The organism is Saccharopolyspora aridisoli (assembly GCF_004348445.1).
Taxonomy (GTDB): domain Bacteria; phylum Actinomycetota; class Actinomycetes; order Mycobacteriales; family Pseudonocardiaceae; genus Saccharopolyspora; species Saccharopolyspora aridisoli.
Window position 1 is genome coordinate 90,445 of sequence record NZ_SMKV01000009.1, and the last position, 17,668, is coordinate 108,112.

Genomic DNA, 17,668 nt, shown 5'->3' on the forward strand with positions numbered 1-17,668 from the left:
TGTAGACCACTGCTCGCGTTTGGCGGAGGATCGTCGTTGTGAACACTGCCGAACTGATCCTCACCGGCGCGCGGGTCGTCACCCCGGGCGGAATCGCGCAACCGGGCTGGGTGCGGGTGTCCGCAGGCAAGATCGCCGCCGTCGGTGACGGCGCGGTCCCCCAGGGCCCGGCGATCGAGCTGTCCGGGCGCTGGCTGGTGCCAGGCTTCGTGGACATCCACTGCCACGGCGGTGGTGGCGGTTCGTTCACCTCACTCGAACCCGAGCAGACCGAGACCGCGGTGGCCCACCACCGCGCGCACGGCACCACAACGATGCTGGCGAGCTTGGTGTCCGCGCCGCTCCCGGAGCTGGTCAAGCAGATCGGCACGCTGGCCGAGCTGACCGCCGACGGTCTGCTGGCCGGTGTTCACCTGGAAGGACCGTTCCTCTCGCACGCCCGTTGCGGCGCGCACGCTCCGGAGGCGCTGCGCGCGCCGGAGGCCGACGACGTCCGCCAGCTGCTCGACGCTGGCCGCGGCACGGTCCGGATGGTCACCCTCGCTCCCGAGCTGCCCGGCTCGCGGGACGCGGTCCGGCAGCTGGTCGACGGCGGTGCGATCGCCGCCGTCGGGCACACCGACGCGGTCGCCGACGAGGTGCTGGAGGCCGTGGACGCCGGAGCGACCGTGGCGACGCACCTGTTCAACGGCATGCGTCCGCTGCACCACCGCGAGCCCGGACCGGTAGGGGCGCTGCTGGACGACGAGCGGGTCAGCGTCGAGCTGATCTGCGACCTGGTGCACCTGCACCCGACCGTCGCCCGGCTGGCCGCCACCCACGCGGGAACCGACCGGACGATCCTGGTCACCGACGCCATCAGCGCCACCGGCGCCGGTGACGGCACCTACGAACTGGGCGCGCTGCCGGTGGCGGTCGTCGACGGCGAGCCCCGGCTGGCCGACGGCTCGCTGGCCGGCAGCACGCTGACCATGGACGCCGCGTTCCGCAACCTGGTGCGCAGCTGCGGGCTGTCCATACCGGCCGCGGTCGCGGCCACCTCGACGAACCCGGCGCGGCGGTTGGGGCTGGCCGACGTGGGCGAGATCCGTCCGGGAGCGGACGCGAACATGGTCGTGCTCGGTGAGGACCTGGACCTGCAGGGCGTCATGCACGGCGGCCGGTGGCTTGCGGAACCCGCGTGACCTGGCGCATCGCCGATCTGCGGCCGTTCGGCCGGGCGGCTGGTTGCGGTCGGGGGATGGACAGCCGGGAAACCGAGGACACGCTGTCCGCCGCGTTGCCGGCGCGAGCGAGCAGCCGTCCCACCCCGTCGCAGCGCACGCTGCGACCCGGTCCCACGGGCGTGCGGCTCCTCGTGATCGTTCTGGGACTCCTGTCCGGATTGCTCGCTGCGGATGCCACAACCCGTTACCCCAACGGGTGATCGGGGGTGTGCGCTGCGTTGATGTCCCTCGGCTCTCCCGAAAATCGGGCGAAGCGGCGTCACGGTACCGTTGGCAAGCGTGACGTCCGAATTCGCCGCCGCGGCACAACCCGCGCTCGCTCTGCTTCCGGATTGGCTGAATCCGGAGAACATCGTCTCTGGTCTCGGCCCGTTCGCGCTGATCGGCGTCTGCCTGATCATCTTCGCCGAATGCGGTCTGCTCATCGGCTTCTTCCTGCCGGGTGACTCGCTGCTGTTCGTGACCGGCATGTTCGTCGCCATCGGCGCGATCAACACGCCGATCTGGCTGGTCTGCGTGCTCCTCGCGGTGTGCGCCTTCGTCGGGAACGTGACCGGGTACTGGATCGGGCGCAAGGTCGGCCCGGCGATGTTCAACAAGCCCGACTCGAAGCTGTTCAAGCGCGAGCACGTCGACAAGACGCACGCGTTCTTCGAGAAGTACGGGGCCCGCGCGATCATCCTGGCGCGCTTCGTGCCGATCGTCCGCACGTTCATCACAGCGGTGGCCGGCATCGGCCAGATGGACCAGAAGAAGTTCTTCAGCTACTCGGCCATCGGCGGTGTGGCCTGGACCCTGAGCATGACGCTGCTCGGGTTCTTCCTGGGCAACATCCCGTGGATCCGGAACAACATCGAGGCCATGGCCCTCGTCATCGTCGTGATCTCGATCGTGCCGATCATCGTCGAGTACATCAAGGGACGCCGCGAGAAGGCCCGCGAAGCGGCCTGACGGAACCCTCGGGAGAAGAGCCGGACCGTTCGGGTCCGGCTCTTCTCCCGCATCAAGGGGCGGTTCTGCCCGGAGTCCTCACCACGCCAAGCCGAGGTCGGCGTGCTGCTGCACCCAGGTGTGCATGACGATTCCCGCGGCGACTCCGGCGTTGATCGATCGGGTGGAACCGAACTGCGCGATGGAGACCACCAGGTCGGCCTCGCGGCGGGACTCCTCGTGCAGACCGGGCCCCTCCTGACCGAACAGCAGCACGCAACGGCGCGGCAGCTCCGCGCGCTCCACCGGGATCGCGCCCGGCGTGTTGTCCACCGCCACGACCGCCAGGTCCGCTTCCCGCGCCCACTCGGTCAGCGACTCGACGTCCGGGTGGTGGTGGACGTGCTGGTACCGGTCGGTGACCATCGCGCCGCGCCGGTTCCAGCGGCGACGACCCACGATGTGCACCGCCTCCGCCAGGAACGCGTTGGCGGTGCGCACCACGGTGCCGATGTTGTGGTCGTGCTGGAAGTTCTCGATGGCCACGTGGAAGTCGTGCCGCCGCTGGTCCAGGTCGGCGACGATCGCCTCCCGCTTCCAGTACCGGTAGTGGTCGACGACGTTGCGCCGGTCACCGTGCTCCAGCAGCTCCGGGTCGTAGCGCTCGTCGTCCGGCCAGGAACCCTCCCACGGGCCCACGCCGACGCTGGTCCCCCACTCGGTGGGCCCGACGTCCTCGCTCACGCCAGTCCGAGGTCGGACAGCCCCAGCAACGTGCGGTAGGGCAGTCCCGCTTCCTCGATGGACTCGCGAGCCCCGGTGTCGCGGTCGACGACGGTCGCCACGCCGACCACCTCGGCGCCCGCTTCGCGCAGCGCCTCGACGGCGGTGAGCACGCTGCCGCCGGTGGTCGAGGTGTCCTCCACGGCCAGCACCCGCCTGCCGGTGATGTCCGGTCCCTCGATCTGGCGCTGCATGCCGTGGGCCTTCGCGGACTTGCGCACCACGAAGCTGTCCAGCCCGGGACCATCGGCGTGCATCATCGCCGCGGCGACCGGGTCGGCGCCCAGGGTGAGCCCGCCGACGGCGGTGTAGTCCCAGTCAGCGGTGATCTGCCGCAGCAGACTCCCGATCAGCGGGGCCGCCTGGTGCTGGAGGGTCGCCCGGCGCAGGTCCACGTAGTAGTCGGCCTCCTTGCCGGAGGACAACGTCACCTTGCCGTGCACCACCGCGAGCTCTTTGACCAGACGGGCCAGTTCGGAGCGCTGCTTCTCGTTCACCACGAGACCCGAGGATAGTTCTCAGGTCCGGCCGGGAACGGTGCGGGTGACCACCATGCGCTGCAGCTTCTTCGGGATCAGCCGACCGATGGCGACCAGCGCCTTGTACTGGGCGCCCGGGATCGACACCGCCTTGCCCGCGCGGAGGTCGGCCAGCGACTCGTGCACGACCTGGTCGGCCTGCAGCCAGAAGGCGCGCGGGAGCTTGCTCATCTCCAGACCGGCGCGCTCGTGGAACTCGGTCCGGGTGAATCCGGGGCACAGCACCATGACCCGCACCCCGGTGCCCGCCAGGGAGGTCGCCAGACCCTCGGAGAAGGCGATCACGTAGGCCTTGGTGGCGGCGTAGGTGGAGCCGGAAACGGTGAAGAACCCGGCCACGCTGCCCACGTTGATCACGTCGCCGCGCCCGCGCTCGCGCATCGTCCGCACGGCCGCGTGGGTCAGCTCCAGCACCGCCGCGACGTTGACGTCCAGCTGCTGCCGCAGCACCTCGGGCGCGAGGTCCCAAAAAGCTCCGCCGGTGCCGAACCCGGCGTTGTTGACCAGCACGTCCACCGGCCTCGTCGCGTCGCCGAGGCGCTCGGCGACCTCCGCCCGCTGCGCGGCGTCGGACAGGTCCGCCGGGAGGATCTCGACCGCCACGTTGTGCCTGGTCTTGAGCCGGTCGGCGAGCTCTTCGAGACGCTCGGTGTCGCGCGCGACCAGGACCATGTCGTGACCCTCAGCGGCCAGCCGACGGGCGTAGGTGCGGCCGATACCCGCGGTGGCACCGGTGACGAGTGCGGTAGGCATGTGCCGAACCTACCCGCCTCGAGATGAGGGCGGTGCTGCGGTCGTCCTGCCTCGCGCGCGGTGCGGGTGGCCGCAGGGCCCAACGGGAAAGCTCTCGGCCCTCCTGCTCCGGGCGCGCCGACTCGTGCCGCCGATGCACCACGTCCGCTTCGGCGGGAAGAACAACCTCAGAACGGATACGCCTCTTGGCCTACTGGATGTGCTCCGAGGGCTCTTCCACCTCGGTCCCGGCCGACGTGCCGTTGGGGTCGCTGTCGAACGGGTCGACCAGGTCGGCGAGGTCGCCGAGATCGCGCAGCAGGCGCTCCAGGCGTGCCGGGTCGACGTCGGCGGGGTGCATCGCGGCGAGCACCCAGTCGTTCTCCAGCCAGACCACGGTGACGTCCTGGCCGATCTCCTCGGTGGCCTCGACCAGGTCGGCGGTGACCAGCGGGCGGGCCGAGGCGACCTCGGTGACGAAGGCGTAGCGCGAGCCGACCGGGCCCAGCAGGTCCAGCCCGGAGTCCTGGGGCACCGGCACGTCCGGCAGCCACAGCTCGATGGTCGCCGGGGTCGTGCGGCGGCAGCGGACGCCCACCAGGACGGCGACGTTCTTCCCCCCGGTTTCCAGGTCCAGCACGTAGACCTGACGACGGCCGTTCGCGGTGAACGTCGAGCCCGCCACCACGTCCATCGCGGTCGTCGCGCCGTACTGGGCGAGCACGCCGCGCTCCCACCGCGTCGGCAGGACGCGGTCCACTTCGGCGAACTGCCAACCGCGCAGCGCCGCCCAGCGACGCCGCTCCCGGTTGTTGGAGGTGCGCTGCGATCGGTCGGAGATCAGCAGCGCGACGCCGGCGACGATCGCGACGACGGCGACGAGGAACCAGAGCCACGCAGGTATGCCCACACCGGGCAGGGTAGTCCGAACATCGCGGAACTCGAAGATCACCTGGGCATCGGAATTCGAACCGCTCATTCGGCTGATCTTGACGTGCGAAAACCGCGCTCCGGGAGGCTCACCCGGCGCGGTCGTCGCAGAGGGCTCGCCACTCGGCAGTGTCGGGCGCGGGGCCGCGCAGGGCGGCGCCGCCGGCGCGAAGGCCCCCCAGGACCAGGCCGAGGTAGCGGGCGCGGAGTTCGGCGCGGCGCGACTCGGTGGTCGGCAGCGACGGGTTGAGGTGCTTGAACAGCAGCAGGACGTCGGTCCCGTCGACATCGGCCCGGAGCTCACCGGCCCGCTTGGCGTCGTCGACCAGCGCCTCGATCACCTCGGCGACCCGCTCCTGGAGGTCGCGGAACTCGACCGAGGAGGTGTGCCGCTCCTCCAGCTGCGGCAGCGCGGTCCCGATGCCCGAGCCCTCCCGCAGGCAGCGGTGCATGAAGCGGCTCAGCGCCCGCCAGGGATCTCCCTCCTCGGCGCGCGCGGCCTCGGCTTCATCGATGACCAGGCGGAACGCCGCGATGCGCACCTGCTCGACGAGCTCGGACTTGCTCGGGTAGCGGCGGTAGATGCTGGCCACGCCGACCCCGGCGCGCTTGGCGACCTCGGCCATCGGAGCGGCCATCCCGTGCTCGGCGAAGACCTCCCGGGCGGCTCGGATCACGGCGTCGTCGTGCCGAGCGGTCGTTGCTGTGGCCATGGACACAAGGCTACGCCCGCGCGGAATGGTTCGTTCCGCTAAGAGGTTGTCGTTGTCCGGACCTCCCGAACTCCGACCGCAGAGGAAATCCATGACCACCGAACTGGCACGCCCCGGCCCCGCGAGCGAGCGCGGGTTGTCGCGTTCCGGCTCGTTCTGGTTCATCGGCGGGATCTACGCCCTGTTCCTGATGGCCTCCACCGCCCCGTCCCCGATGTACTCGATCTACCAGCAGCGGTGGGGGTTCACCAACACCGTCCTGACGGAGGTCTTCGCCTCCTACGCGGTGGCGATCCTGGTGGCGCTGCTGCTGTGCGGGTCGCTGTCGGACCACGTCGGACGACGCCCGGTGCTGATCGGCGCGCTGGTGGTCGAGATCGCCGCTGTGCTGGTGCTCGCGCTGGCCAGCGGCGTCGGCGGGCTGTTCGCCGGCCGCGTGCTGCAGGGGCTGGCCACGGGCGCTGCGACGAGCGCGATCAGCGGTGCGCTGCTGGACTTCCAACGCCCCGGGTCCAGCCAGGGCTCGTTGGTCAACGGGGTCGCGGCGGCGCTGGGCATGGCGGGCGGGTCGCTGCTGTCGGGAATCCTCGTGCAGTTCGCCCCCGGACCGACGCTGACCAGCTACCTGCTGCTCGCGACCGGTTTCGCGGTGGCGATCCCGGTCGTGCTCGCGATGCCGGAAACGGTGGCGAAGAACAGCTCGTTCGGTGAGGCGCTGCGCCCGCGCAGGCCGGTCGTCCCGGCGGGCCAGAGCGCTCGGTTCGCGCTGATGTCGACCATGGTGCTGGCCTCGTGGATCGTCGGCGGGATGTTCATGTCGCTGGCCCCGTCGGTGGCCAAGGGCATGGTGCACGACCTCCCGAACCTGATCAGCGGGCTCCCCGTGGCGGTGCTGGCCGGCTTCGGCGGCCTCACTCAGCTGCTGCTGGCGCGCTGGCCCGCCGAGCGCGCGGTGCGCGCCGGAGCGGTGCTGATGATCACCGCGATGGCCGGGGTCGCTGCCGCGGTCCTGTCCCAGCACGCGTTCCTGTTCTTCGTGGCCACCGCCGTGCTCGGTGTCGGTTGGGGGCTGATGTTCATGGGCGCCTTCCGGATGCTCACCGGCTTGGCGGCCCCGCACCAGCGCGCGGGCACGGCGGCGATGATCTACGTCGTCGCCTACCTCTCGGCCACGGTCCCGGCCGTAGTGCTCGGCTACATCAGCACCATCACGGACCTGACGACGGCCACCCTGGTCTTCACCGCAGCGGCCTCCTCGTTCGCCGCGATCGCCGCCCTCTCCACGCTCCGCCGCTGACCCCGGGCGGCCTCAGAACTCCGCGCGAGGTTCGAGGCCGCCCGGGGAGCGGGGTCACTCCGCGGGTTCGACGGCAAGGGCTTCGTTGTCGTCGGTGACGTCGATGCGGACCTTGTCGCCTTCGCGGATGTCGCCCGCGAGGAGCTTGCGGGCCAGCTGGTCGCCGATGGCCGACTGCACCAGGCGGCGCAGCGGGCGAGCGCCGTAGACCGGGTCGAAACCGTTGAGCGCCAGCCAGTCCCGCGCCGCCGGTTGCACGTCGAGGGCCAGCCGGCGCTGCGCGAGCCGCTTGGCCAGCCGGTCCACTTGGATGTCCACGATGGACGTGAGCTCCTCGGTGTTGAGCTGGTGGAACACCACGACGTCGTCGAGCCGGTTGAGGAATTCGGGCTTGAAGTGCCCGCGCACCACCGACATCACGGCCTCGTCTCGGTCCCGCTCGCCGAGGTTGGGATCGGCGATGGCCTGCGACCCGAGGTTGGAGGTCAGCACCAGGATCGTGTTGCGGAAGTCGACCGTGCGGCCCTGCCCGTCGGTGAGCCGCCCGTCGTCGAGGACCTGCAGCAGCACGTCGAAGACGTCGGAGTGTGCTTTCTCGACCTCGTCGAACAGCACCACCGAGTAGGGCCTGCGGCGGACCGATTCGGTGAGCTGACCGCCCTGGTCGTGGCCGACGTAGCCGGGCGGGGCACCGACCAGGCGGGACACCGAGTGCTTCTCGGAGTACTCGCTCATGTCGATGCGGATCATCGACCGCTCGTCGTCGAACAGGAACCCGGCGAGCGCCTTGGCCAGCTCGGTCTTGCCGACCCCGGTCGGGCCCAGGAACAGGAACGAGCCGGTCGGCCGGTCCGGGTCGGCGACACCGGCGCGGGTGCGCCGGACCGCGTCGGCGACCGCGCGCACCGCTTCCGCCTGACCGACGACGTGGGCGCCGAGGGCGTCCTCCATCCGCAGCAGCTTGGTGGTCTCGCCCTCCATCAGGCGCCCCGCGGGGATGCCGGTCCAGGCGCTGACGACGTCCGCGACGTCGTCAGCGGTGACCTCCTCCTGCAGCATCGCCTTGCGCTCGGTCTGCGCGTGGGTGGCCGTGTCGAGTTCTTTCTCCAGCGCGGGGATTCGCCCGTAGCGGAGTTCTGCGGCCTTGCCGAGGTCGCCGTCGCGCTCGGCGCGCTCGGACTCCCCGCGCAGCTGTTCCAGCTGGGTCTTGAGGTCGCGGACCTTGTCGATGGACTCCTTCTCCTGCTGCCAGCGCGCGGTGAGCTCGGAGAGCTTCTCGCGCCGGTCGGCGAGCTCGGCGCGCAGCGCCGCGAGGCGTTCGACCGAGGCCGGGTCGGACTCCTTGGCCAGCGCCATCTCCTCGATCTCCAGCCGGCGCACGGCCCGCTCGACCTCGTCGATCTCCACCGGACGCGAGTCGATCTCCATGCGCAGCCGGGAGGCGGCCTCGTCGACCAGGTCGATGGCCTTGTCCGGCAGGAAGCGGGCGGTGATGTAGCGGTCGGACAGCGTCGCTGCGGCCACCAGGGCCCCGTCGGTGATCCTGACGCCGTGGTGGACCTCGTAGCGCTCCTTGAGCCCGCGCAGGATCGCCACGGCGTCCTCGGGGCTCGGTTCGCCGACCAGCACCTGCTGGAATCGGCGTTCCAGCGCGGCGTCGGTCTCGATGCGCTCGCGGTACTCGTCGAGCGTGGTCGCGCCGACCATGCGCAGCTCGCCGCGCGCCAGCATGGGTTTGATCATGTTGCCCGCGTCCATCGAACCATCACCGGAGGCACCAGCGCCGACGATGGTGTGCAGCTCGTCGATGAAGGTGATCACCTGACCGGCTGATTCGGTGATCTCCTTCAGCACGGCCTTGAGCCGTTCCTCGAACTCGCCCCGGTACTTCGCGCCGGCCACCATCGAACCGAGGTCGAGCGAGATGACCCGCTTGCCGCGCAGCGATTCGGGCACGTCACCTGCGACGACCCGCTGCGCGAGGCCCTCGACGATGGCGGTCTTGCCGACACCGGGCTCACCGATGAGCACCGGGTTGTTCTTGGTCCGCCGGGACAGCACCTGCACGACGCGACGGATCTCGGCGTCGCGGCCGATGACCGGGTCGAGCTCGCCTGCGCGGGCGCGCTCGGTGAGGTCCTGGCCGTACTTCTCCAGCGCTTGGTAGGTGCCTTCGGGATCGGGGCTGGTCACGCGGGCCGAGCCGCGCACGTTGGCGAAGGCCTCCCGCAGGGCGTCGGGCGTGGCTCCGTGCTTGCGCAGCAGGTCGGCGACGCTGCCGCCCTCGGCTGCCAGCCCGACGAGCAGGTGCTCGGTGGAGACGTACTGATCGCCCATCTCGGTGGCCAGGTGTTGCGCGCGGGTGAGCGCCTTGACGGCTTCGCCCGACAGCTGCGGGGCGCCGACGGTGCTGCCGGTGGCGGCGGGCAGTGAGTTCGTCAGCGAGTCGAGCTCGCGCCGCACGTCGGCGACGTCCGCCCCGACGGCGGTCAGCAGCGGTGCGGTCAGCCCGTCACCTTGCGCGAGCAGGGCCCCGAGCACGTGCGCGGGGCCCACGTCCGGGTTCCCCGCCATGGTGGCGGCCTGGACCGCGGAGGAGATGGCCTGTTGGGTCTTCGTCGTCGGGTTGAACGCGTCCATCACTCACCTCGTGCCGGTTCCGTGCCTGGTCGGTCCGCCTGTCGGCACCAGACTCACACTTCCAACATAACAAAAGTTGAGCGCGTTCCACTCAAGTCATGATTTCACACTAGTTTTCTTTTTTCACACCGCGTGAACATGGGCCTGGCCATTCGGACCAACCTTCCGCAGATTGTTACGCACAGTGCTTGCTTTCAGCGGTTTTGCTCGCTTTGCTATTGCGCCATGACCTACACCTTGGGGACACCACCGCCGGACGGCGAACTCGTCCTTGCGGCTGATGCCGGCCCACTCGCCGGCATCGAGGACACCATCAACAACGTCTTCACGCCGATCTCGGAGGCCTTCTCCGGATTCGTTTTCGGTGAGATCACCGTCTTCGGCGTGACCTTCCCGTGGATCGTCGCCTGGCTGGTGATCGCCGCGACGGTGTTCACGCTGGTCTTCGGTTTCGTGCAGATCCGGAACTTCAAGCTCGCGGTCGACCTGGTGCGCGGCAAGTACACCAGCAAGGAAGAGCCCGGCGAGATCAACCACTTCCAAGCACTGGCCTCAGCGCTGTCGGGAACCGTCGGCCTGGGCAACATCGCCGGCGTCGGTGTCGCGGTCACCGTCGGCGGCGCGGGTGCGACGTTCTGGATGATCCTCTGCGGTCTGCTCGGCATGGCGACCAAGTTCGTCGAGTGCACCCTCGGGGTGAAGTACCGCGAGATCGACGCGGACGGCAACGTTCACGGCGGTCCGATGCACTACCTGCGCAAGGGCCTCGCCGAGCAGATCCCCAACGCCTTCGGACGCGGCCTGGGCAAGGTGCTCGCCGTGCTGTCGGCGATCATGATCCTGCTGTTCGGCATCGGCGGCGGCAACATGTTCCAGGCCAACCAGACCTTCGCCCAGGTGCGCGACGTCACCGGTGGCGAGGAGGGCCTGCTCGGCTCCGACGGCGCCGCGCTGATCTTCGGCATCATCCTGGCGATCATCGTCGGCTCGGTCGTGGTCGGCGGCATCAAGTCCATCGGCGCGGTGACCAGCAAGCTCGTCCCGGCGATGGCCATCGTCTACGTCCTGGCCTCGCTGACGGTCATCGGCGTCAACATCACCGCTGTGCCGGACGCGGTCGCCACGATCATCCAGGGCGCGTTCACCCCGGAGGCCGGTTTCGGCGGTCTCATCGGTGTGCTGATCGTCGGTTTCCAGCGCGCGGCGTTCTCCAACGAGGCCGGCCTGGGCTCGGCGCCGATCGCGCACTCCGCGGTCCGCACCAAGAACCCCACCACCGAGGGCCTGGTGGCGCTGCTGGAGCCCTTCATCGACACCGTCATCATCTGCACCATGACCGCGCTGACCATCGTCATCGCGCAGCCGCAGCTGTGGGTCGAGGGGCAGAAGGCGGTGCTGGCCGGCGGCGAGGAGCCGGACGGCGTCACGGTGACCTCCGAGGCGTTCGCCAGCGTCCTGCCCTGGTTCCCGTACGTGCTGACCGTGGCGGTCGTGCTCTTCGCCGTCTCGACGATCATCACCTGGGGCTACTACGGCCAGCGCGCGTGGCTGTTCCTGTTCGGCAACACCTCGGTGAGCCGCAACATCTACAACGTGGTGTTCTGCCTGTTCGTTGTCGTCGGTTCGGTGCTGAGCCTGAGCAGCGTCATGGACTTCACCGACGCGGTGCTGTTCCTGCTGGCCCTGTTCAACATCATCGGCCTCTACATCATGATCCCGGTGGTCAAGCGGGAGCTGGCCGACTACAAGGCCAAGATCCGCTCCGGAGAGGTTCGGAAGGTCAACTCGAAGTCCGGCGTCTGAACGCAAGACCGACGCCTGCCCTGAACACCGGCGCAACTCGGGTCACGGATCACCGCGTTGATCGCGGTGCCCGGTCACCGATCGGCGGTGATCGGGGTTGAGGCATGAAGAAGCCGTGCGCACCCCCGACGTGCGCACGGCTTCTTCTTCCTAAGGAGCGGCCGAGCCAGCCACAGCAGACCGCTCCTGGTCTCATTCCTGCTCGTGCACCACCTGGACGTCGATCTGCACGCGCAGGGTGGTGCCGACAGTGGCGATGCCGCTCTTGAGCGACTGGCGGAACCGCACCGCGAAGTCGTCGCGACGCAGCTGCGCGACCGCCGAGGCCGAGGCCCGGGTGCCGCCCCACTGGTCGGGGCCGACTCCGTCGAAGCGGGTGTCCAGCATGACCGGTTTGCTCACGCCGAGCATGGTGAGCTCACCCTCCAGGTCCCACTTGTCGCCGCCGCGCGGGCGCAGCCCGGTGGAGCGGAAGGTGATCGCCGGGTACTCGGCGACGTCGAGGAAGTCCTCGGTGCGCAGGTGGTCGTCGCGCAGCTTGTTGCCGGTGTCGATGGTGTCTGCGTTGATGCGGGCTTCCACCAGCGACTTCTCGATCGGGGTGCCGATGCGCACCTCGCCGGAGAACTCGTTGAAGCGGCCGTGGATGCTGCTCAGGCCGAGGTGCTTGGCGGTGACCTGGATGGAGGAGTGCACGGGGTCGATCCGCCACAGCCCGGGGGCGGGCAGGTCGGAGCCGCCGATGCGGCGGACCTCGACGGCACCGAGGTTGGCGGTCGCGCCCTCGTGCACCAGGGTGGTGCGAGCTACCGGCTCGTGGCCGATCGCGGTGACGATCGCGGTGTAGGCGCCCGCGGCGAGACCGGAGGCCATCACCGAGCCCTGCGCGTCGCCTTGAGCCCGTGCGACCTGAGTGCCGCTTCCGTCGATGACGGTGAGCACCGCCTCCGGCACCGGCCAGCCGTCGCTTCCGCACACCGACGCCGTCACCGCCCCGGACCCCCGGGCGGCACCGGTCTCGCCGTTGGCGGACGCGGCCTGCGGTTGGCCGAAATCCATCTGAGAACACTCCTTTGAAGCAGAGCTCGATCATGATCTTGCTCGGCGGGCGGGCCGACGTCCAGTCGATCCCGCCCGCCGCAGCACGACCGTGACCTCCGGGTGGTGCTGCTGCGACCGGTCAGCCTTCGGGATAGCCCAGGTCGACGTCGTGCGACGTCTCCTGGCCCGTCAGCCGCAGCGAGCCGGCCACCGGCGGATAACCGCTGGCGATCACCGTGTACTCGCCGTCGGGCAGGTCGGTGAAGTGGTAGTTGCCGTCGATGTCGGTGGTGCCCGCGGCCACCACCGCGCCCGAATCGTCGAGCAGCGTCACCCTCGCGTCCGGTACCGGCACGCCCAGGTTGGCCGACCGGATGACGCCGCTCAGCTGCGCTCCGGTCTGGAGGGCGACGTCGAGGCTCACCCGCTCCCCATCGGTGACCACGATCGGGTTAGCCACCGGACGGTATCCGTCCGCGGTGACGGTCAGCGCGTAGGAACCGCCGACCAGGTCGGAGAAGCCGTAGTCGCCGTCGGCGTCGGTGGCGTTGGTGGCCACGACCTCGCCGCGCACGTCGGTGAGCACCACCATCGCGCCCGCCACGCCGACACCGCCGACGTGCACCAGGCCGCTGAGCTCACCGGCGCCGAGCAGCTGCACGTCGTGCCGCACCGGTCGGTCGGCCACGACCACCATCGAGGCGGTGGGCTGGTAGCTGCCGCCGGAGGCGATCAGCACGTAGGTGCCGCCGTTGTCGACGGCGAAGTGAAACTCACCGTCGATGTCGGTGCGCGCCCGCTCCACCTGGCGCCCGTTGGCGTCGGTGAGGGTCAGCACCACACCGGACACCGGGGTGCCGATCGAGTCGTGGACGACGCCGTGCACGACCCGCTGCTGGGCGTGCTCCTGGCCGTCCACGTGGTGGCCGCCGGTCAGCGCCGCGCCGTTGGAGGCGAACGACGGGATCGACGGCTCGGTCCACGGGCTGGCCTGGGCGGAGTTGCTCTGCGCGCCGTTGTTCCGGCCCTCTTCGTGTGCGGCCACTGAAGCCGTCTCCATTTCCTCGTTGCTTTCGATCGTGGTCCGCAACGGCTTCTCGCGGATGAACAGCACCGCGAGGAAGGTGACCACGGAGACGCACGCCGAGATGAGGAAGATGTCGCCGATGGCATCCCCGTACGCCGCGCGGACGATGGTCTGGATCGGCCCGGGCAGGTTTCCCACGTCCAGCGATCCGGTTCCGCCGCCGGAGGCCGCGGCCTCAGCCGCGCCGGGGACCTTCGCCAGCCCTTCCACGATGTAGTCCTGAACGCGGGTGGCCAGCACCGCGCCTAGCACCGACACACCAGCCGAACCTCCCAAGGTGCGGAAGAAGGTGACGACGGAGGTCGTCGAGCCCATGTCCTTGGCGCTGGTGGCGTTCTGCACCGCCAGCACCAGGTTCTGCATGAGCATGCCCACTCCGGTGCCCATCAGGAAGAGGTGGACCCCCACCAGCACCAGGTTCGTTTCATGATCGACGGTGCTCAGTAGCCCCATCGCAATGATCATCACGATCGAGCCGACCACGAGGAACGGTTTCGTCCTGCCGGTGTACCGGGAGATGACCTGACCGCTGACCGTGGACGAGATGAACAGACCGCCGACCATCGGCAGCGTCATCAGGCCCGCGGTGGTCGGGCTGAAGCTGCGCGCGATCTGGAAGTACTGCCCCAGGAACACCGCGCCGCCGAACATCGCGGTGCCGACCGCGACGGTGCCGATGGTGGCCATCGTGACGGTGGGGTTGCGGAACATCCTCAGCGGCACGATCGGCTCGCTGTGCTTGGACTCGATGATCAGCGCGATGATCAGCGCGAGGATGCCGCCACCGACGAAGGAGCCGGTCTCAGGCGAGAGCCAGTCGAAGTCCTTGCCTGCCAGCGAGACCCAGATCAGCAGCAGCGACACGCCGCCGACCAGGAACAGCGCACCGAACCAGTCGATCTTGGCCTCGCGCTTGATCACCGGCAGCTTGAGCACCCGGCCGAGCACGATGAAGGCGACGACGGCGATCGGCACGGTGACCCAGAAGCACCAGCGCCATCCCAGCCACGGGGTGTCCACGATGACGCCGCCGACCAGCGGGCCGCTGACGGTCGCCACGGCGAAGGTGGCGCCGATGTAGCCGCTGTAGCGACCGCGGTCGCGCGGCGGGACCATCGCGGCGATCACGACCTGGATCAGCGCCTGGAGTCCGCCCATTCCGATGCCCTGCAGGGCGCGGAAACCGATCAGGGTCTCCATCGACTGCGCGAAACCACCGGCCACGGAGCCGACGGTGAAGATGGTGATCGCGATCTGGTACAGCAGCTTCTTGCTGAACAGGTCGGAGAGCTTGCCCCACAGCGGGGTGGAGGCGGTGGAGGTCAGCAGCATCGCCGTGACGACCCAGGTGTACTGGCCTTGGGTGCCGTGCAGGTCGGCGATGATCCTCGGCAGCGCATTGGACACGATGGTCGAGCTGAGGATGGCGACCAGCAGCGCCAACATCAGGCCGGACATGGCCTCCAGGACCTGGCGGTGCGACATCGCCTGGTCCTGGGTCGAGTCGTGCGGCGCGCTCGGTTGAGCCGACACCTTGGGCGCCGTCTCCGTCGAGCTGGTCATCGAGTTCGTCCCCCCATCCCGGAGCCTGAGTGATCTCCGCTTTCGATCGTGTGGCGGCGGATGTCCGACATCGCGTCGCCGAGCAACCGGGCCAGTTCGCGGACCTTCGCGTCCTCCCAGTCGACCAGCGCCTCACCGATCCACTCCGCCTTCTTCCGCTCGAGCTCGGTGACGACCCGGTTGCCGAGATCGGTGGTCCGCAGCAGCGAGACCCGGCGGTCGACTGGGTCCGGTCGGCGTGTGATCAGTCCGGCCTGCTCGAGCTGGTTCACCTGCCGGCTCACCACGGACGCATCGACGATGCGGTGGTGAGCGAGGTCGGAGACCCGGCATTCGCCGCGGTGCACCAGCTCGGTGAGCAGCCCCGCCGCGGCGTAGGGGACCTGGTCGGACAGCTGCAACCCCCGTTGCAGCGCGACCTGCTTGAGGTCCATCAAGGCGCGGAGTGGGCGGAGCAGCTCACCGCAGGTCTCTGGTGTAGGTCCCATCGCGAGCCCATCCTGTTAGTTGCTCTAGGCAACAATAGGGCCACTTGGTTGCAGCACGCAACTGAAATGGGGGTGACTCGCACCACCGGCCATTCAGGGCCTTCTGCGCGATGGGGCACGATTCAGCGCACGGGAGCCGAGCTGGCGGGCCCGTCAGATCAGCTGGTCTGGTTCAGCTTGCCGAGCAGCCGGGCGAGGTCGGCGAGGTCCTGCGTGCTCCAGCTGGCGAACTGGCCGTGGAGGTGCTTGCGGCGCTCGGCGCGCACCCGCTCCAGGCGCTCCTGCCCCAGGTCGGAGAGCTGGATGCGGCGGGCGCGGCCGTCGTCCGGGTCGGGGGCGCGCTCCAGCAGCTCCAGATCGACGAGGGTGGCGATCTGCCGCGAGACCGTGGACTTGTCCAGGCCGGTGCGGTCGGCCAAGTCCATGCCGCGCAGCGGTCCTTCGTTGGCCACCATCAGCAACATCGTGTAGGAGGCCGGGTCCAGGTCCGGGTGCACCAGCGCGGCGACGTGCGTGGAGAGGTTCCGCGCGTTGCGGAACATCATCACCAGCTCGCGTTCGATCTCCTCGGCCGCTTCGCGGCGCGCGGGGTCCTCAGCGATCTCGTCGTCCTGCTCGCTCACGTCACTCCCCGCACCTTGCGACCGTTTCGCCCCACTCTAGGGAGCACGGCCGCAACGCAGAGCACCAGCCCGGGAACTCGTCAACCGAATTCCCAACCGGACGACGACTGTCACCGACCGCCAGGCGAGCGCTGACGGCGCTTCCTCAGCGCCCCGCCTGAGCAGCCGGCACCGCGAGTTCTCAGACGTCGTCTGGCGGGACAGCCGTAGCCCGCTTTCGTGTCCGCTCCACACTCAGGTCCCGGACCGAGCCAGACGGCGTCTGGAGTTCCGCCACCCGCACCGCCACGCAACACGACCAGGAGGCTTAGGCGGAGACCTCGTGCCAGGGACGGGGCATGCCCTTGGCGCTGAAGTAGTCGCCACCCTTGCGCTTCACGTCGTCGGTGCCCCAGGTGCGTTCCCGCAGGACGGGCATCATCCGGGGGATGTGCTTGCGGCAGTGGATGTAGGCCTCCTCGACCTGCACCACCACCCAGCGCTCGGGCGTGCGGCCCCGGTCGAACTCCGAGGGCAGCGCGGGGTAGATGCCGCGCAGGTCCGAGTCCTCGACGATGCGGGCCTTGCCGTTGACGTGCAGGCCGATCAGGTCGGTGACGAAGTCCACCAGGAGGATGCCGACGTGCGGGTTCTCACTGATGTTGCCGAGGCTGGCCATCACTCCGTTGCCCCGGTACTCCGGGTAGCAGACGTGCTGGTCGTCGAGGACCTCGAGGAAGCCGGGCGGGCCTGCCCGCAGGCTGGAATCGCACTCACCTCGGGCGTCGGAGGTCGCCACGAAGGCCAGCTCCATGCGCCCGATGAACTCCTTCATCTCGTCGTTGAGCCTGTCCAGGACCTGGTCGTCGTAGAAGCGGCGGGCCCGCTTCTCGGTGCCGTAGGCGCTCTGGAGCAGGTGCTCACCGGCCGATCCGGGCAGAGTCGGGGATTCCTGCCGGAACGGGTCGGCGAGCTGCGGCTCGGATAATCGGGCGGGGATCGGGACGGGGGGTGTTGTGCTGTCGGACAGCTCCAGGTCCAGCATGGCAGCGGGAGCCACGCCGGCCGGGTTGATGTGATCGGGGGTCACGGCGGACCACAGTGTCATGTCAACCCGTCCGGTAACAGGTTGGCCACTAGCTTTCCCCCGACCGATTGATGGATTATCTACGTGAAGTAGTTGCAAAGCACTCGAAAGTGCCATCAAGGCAGACGTACGTCCGATCAGAGGTTAGGGTCGCCCCTGATGTCGGGGGACGTTTGCAGGTAGCGGTTGCGCCCACCCCAGGTGCCT

The 17,668-nt window shown here is 69.4% G+C and carries 16 protein-coding genes; 5 read left to right on the forward strand and 11 right to left on the reverse strand.

Features of this window, described 5'->3' with window-relative positions:
- Positions 1–29: 29 nt before the first annotated feature.
- The 3 genes from nagA to E1161_RS09730 all read left to right on the forward strand — a co-directional run bounded on the left by nagA (position 30) and on the right by E1161_RS09730 (position 2,177).
- Entirely contained in the window at positions 30–1,184 is a 1,155-nt protein-coding gene (gene nagA, locus E1161_RS09725) for an N-acetylglucosamine-6-phosphate deacetylase (protein ID WP_132621808.1), read from the forward strand.
- On the forward strand, positions 1,181–1,426 hold the full coding sequence (locus E1161_RS27555; protein ID WP_207920160.1) for a hypothetical protein: 246 nt from the start codon (positions 1,181–1,183) through the stop codon (positions 1,424–1,426). Before nagA ends, E1161_RS27555 begins: the two co-directional genes overlap by 4 nt.
- A gap of 79 nt (positions 1,427–1,505) precedes the next feature.
- Complete coding sequence (locus tag E1161_RS09730) at positions 1,506–2,177, forward strand: DedA family protein (RefSeq protein ID WP_132621810.1); 672 nt, start codon at positions 1,506–1,508, stop codon at positions 2,175–2,177.
- A 78-nt stretch (positions 2,178–2,255) separates the two neighbouring features.
- On the opposite strand, the gene E1161_RS09735 is transcribed toward E1161_RS09730, so the two are convergent.
- The 5 genes from E1161_RS09735 to E1161_RS09755 all read right to left on the reverse strand — a co-directional run bounded on the left by E1161_RS09735 (position 2,256) and on the right by E1161_RS09755 (position 5,853).
- Positions 2,256–2,900 carry a TrmH family RNA methyltransferase gene (locus E1161_RS09735; RefSeq protein ID WP_132621812.1) on the reverse strand — a complete coding sequence of 215 codons (645 nt, stop codon included), beginning with the start codon at positions 2,898–2,900 and terminating at the stop codon, positions 2,256–2,258.
- Positions 2,897–3,439 (reverse strand): orotate phosphoribosyltransferase, encoded by a 543-nt coding sequence (gene pyrE / locus E1161_RS09740; protein WP_132621814.1) that lies wholly within the window; start codon positions 3,437–3,439, stop codon positions 2,897–2,899. Before pyrE ends, E1161_RS09735 begins: the two co-directional genes overlap by 4 nt.
- Positions 3,440–3,457: 18 nt before the next feature.
- The gene (locus E1161_RS09745; protein WP_132621816.1) at positions 3,458–4,231 is read right to left on the reverse strand and encodes an SDR family NAD(P)-dependent oxidoreductase; all 774 of its coding nucleotides are present in this window, start codon (positions 4,229–4,231) and stop codon (positions 3,458–3,460) included.
- A gap of 190 nt (positions 4,232–4,421) precedes the next feature.
- Entirely contained in the window at positions 4,422–5,114 is a 693-nt protein-coding gene (locus E1161_RS09750) for a type III secretion system chaperone family protein (protein WP_408011972.1), read from the reverse strand.
- A 115-nt stretch (positions 5,115–5,229) separates the two neighbouring features.
- A complete protein-coding gene (locus tag E1161_RS09755; RefSeq protein WP_132621818.1) occupies positions 5,230–5,853 on the reverse strand; it encodes a TetR/AcrR family transcriptional regulator in 624 nt (207 codons plus the stop codon).
- Between the two features lie 91 nt (positions 5,854–5,944).
- Here E1161_RS09755 and E1161_RS09760 point away from each other — a divergent pair, with 91 nt between their 5' ends.
- Entirely contained in the window at positions 5,945–7,150 is a 1,206-nt protein-coding gene (locus E1161_RS09760; protein ID WP_132621820.1) for an MFS transporter, read from the forward strand.
- A 54-nt stretch (positions 7,151–7,204) separates the two neighbouring features.
- Here E1161_RS09760 and clpB read toward each other — a convergent pair whose 3' ends face one another.
- A complete protein-coding gene (clpB, locus tag E1161_RS09765; RefSeq protein ID WP_132621822.1) occupies positions 7,205–9,790 on the reverse strand; it encodes an ATP-dependent chaperone ClpB in 2,586 nt (861 codons plus the stop codon).
- 225 nt (positions 9,791–10,015) lie between these two features.
- On the opposite strand from clpB, the gene E1161_RS09770 reads away from it, so the two are divergent.
- Positions 10,016–11,593, forward strand: coding sequence for an alanine/glycine:cation symporter family protein (locus E1161_RS09770; RefSeq protein WP_132621824.1), 1,578 nt, complete (start codon positions 10,016–10,018; stop codon positions 11,591–11,593).
- 192 nt (positions 11,594–11,785) lie between these two features.
- Here E1161_RS09770 and E1161_RS09775 read toward each other — a convergent pair whose 3' ends face one another.
- From E1161_RS09775 to E1161_RS09795, 5 genes are all read right to left on the reverse strand, one after another.
- A complete protein-coding gene (locus E1161_RS09775; RefSeq protein WP_132621826.1) occupies positions 11,786–12,652 on the reverse strand; it encodes a YceI family protein in 867 nt (288 codons plus the stop codon).
- Positions 12,653–12,773: 121 nt separating this feature from the next.
- A complete protein-coding gene (locus tag E1161_RS09780) occupies positions 12,774–15,284 on the reverse strand; it encodes an MFS transporter (protein ID WP_132621828.1) in 2,511 nt (836 codons plus the stop codon).
- The gene (locus E1161_RS09785) at positions 15,281–15,772 is read right to left on the reverse strand and encodes a MarR family winged helix-turn-helix transcriptional regulator (protein WP_132621830.1); all 492 of its coding nucleotides are present in this window, start codon (positions 15,770–15,772) and stop codon (positions 15,281–15,283) included. Before E1161_RS09785 ends, E1161_RS09780 begins: the two co-directional genes overlap by 4 nt.
- 158 nt (positions 15,773–15,930) lie before the next feature.
- On the reverse strand, positions 15,931–16,395 hold the full coding sequence (locus E1161_RS09790) for a MarR family winged helix-turn-helix transcriptional regulator (protein WP_235874907.1): 465 nt from the start codon (positions 16,393–16,395) through the stop codon (positions 15,931–15,933).
- A 307-nt stretch (positions 16,396–16,702) separates the two neighbouring features.
- Positions 16,703–17,482: a pyridoxamine 5'-phosphate oxidase family protein gene (locus E1161_RS09795; protein ID WP_132621832.1), complete on the reverse strand. Its 780-nt coding sequence runs from the start codon at positions 17,480–17,482 to the stop codon at positions 16,703–16,705.
- Positions 17,483–17,668 lie beyond the last annotated feature (186 nt).